This is a genomic window from Marinobacterium profundum (genome assembly GCF_001528745.1).
GTDB lineage: Bacteria > Pseudomonadota > Gammaproteobacteria > Pseudomonadales > Balneatricaceae > Marinobacterium_A > Marinobacterium_A profundum.
The window spans coordinates 1-1,562 of sequence record NZ_BCNS01000053.1; the positions used below are offsets into that span (position 1 = coordinate 1).

General features: G+C 57.6%; 1 protein-coding gene. It reads right to left on the reverse strand.

Annotated features, from left to right (window positions below; translation table 11 throughout):
* Positions 1-1,280 (reverse strand): HAMP domain-containing protein (locus MPRO_RS02820; RefSeq protein WP_067286656.1); only part of this gene is annotated, 1,280 nt, incomplete at its 3' end.
* Positions 1,281-1,562 lie beyond the last annotated feature (282 nt).

A 1,562-nucleotide genomic window follows, 5' to 3' on the forward strand; every position in this document is an offset into this window, starting at 1 on the left:
TTGATTTCATGGGTAATACCGACACTTAGCTGACCCAGCGCCGCCAGCTTGCCAGCCTGTATCAGCTCGTTTTGAGCCGCCTTGAGCTGAGCTTCGGCGGTGATGCGCTCGTCGATCTCGGCGGCCAGACGCTGGCTGGTGCGCTCCACCTCAATGGCGGTTTTCTGAAAATGCTTCAGGTCCCGCGCCATGGCGGAGACCTCGTCGTCCCCCAGAATACGGATATTGGTATCCAGCTGCGCCGAGGCGATGGCGCGCATGTTCTGCTGCAGCTCGATAATGCGCTGCAGCACATTGCGCCGCACGTAAAACCAGGAGATCGCGCAGGCCACCACCAGACTGATCAGCGACAGCAGCAAAATGCTGCGAATGCTGACATTGATCGACAGTATGGCCGCCTGCAGCGAATCACTGATACTGGCATTGGTCTGGTTGGTGTGGTGATTAATCTGAGCCGCCAGCTGGTCAATATGCTGTTGGCTGTTCTCCAGAAAGAAACTCTGCTGATAGAGCAGATCCAGTTCTTCATTCTTGAGCGCAAAGAGCGCGCCTGCGCGCGAACCTATACGCAGTAGCTCATGCAGATCGTCGATCAGCTCGGGTTCAATGGTGTCGGGGGCAATGCCCTGCAGCTGCTGCCGAATCTGTGCGCCCAGCAGCTCCAGGCGCAAAAAGGTGTAATCCAGATCATTGAAGGAGGCATCATTGCGCACCTTTTCAACCAGGCCGGAAAAATAATACAGCCGGCTGATCACAGCCCCCAGGGCGCCGCCGGAGAGCGCATGATGCGACACCTCCAGCCGCTGGATAAACTGCGAAAACAGCGGAAATAGCCGATTTGATTCCAGCGCAAGCTCGCGCCGAATCTGCTCGCGTCGCTCCACGCTCTGATTTAGCAGCGCCAGGCTGTTCTCGATCTGCACGATAAGCTCGCTGAAGTAGCGATTATAGTCCGGCAGATTGCGCATCAGCTGATCCATATCCAGGATAGCCCCGCGCAATTCCTCCATCGCCTGCTGGCGTGCAAGATTGGAATCGCTGGTCATCAGCAGGGGCGCTGTGGCCACCACCAGTCGGCTCTTGTTATTCAGCCGCGCGGCCGCATCAAGCCCCGGGATGTCTTGCTGTTTCAGCGCCAACAGCCGGTCGCTCAAATCAAGATAGGTATTGGTGGCCAGGCCACTGGCCAGCACCGTAATCGACGAAATCAGCACAAAGGCCAGAAACAGCCGCCCGCCAATACCGAGCCGTTTCAACCCCGGAATAGACCCCACCCGCATCACACCCGCCCCGCATTCTTATGCTTATTATTCGCAGCGATGCCGCCACGGCAGTGGTGCAACATGCAGCAAAGCATCGATTAGCGCAAGGGAGAGCCTGTGTGGGGGGTCTATAAGAGCAGCGCGAGCCTAACCCGCAGTCAGATTCATCAGTGGAGCGCCTGCGGCAGACATTAGCCAGCCCAGAGCCGCGCAGTTGGCAACAACGGTCAGCCAGAAAACAAAACGAAAGGAGCCCTTGATCGACTTGTGACGCAGGATCTGCTGTGCCGCCATGGCACC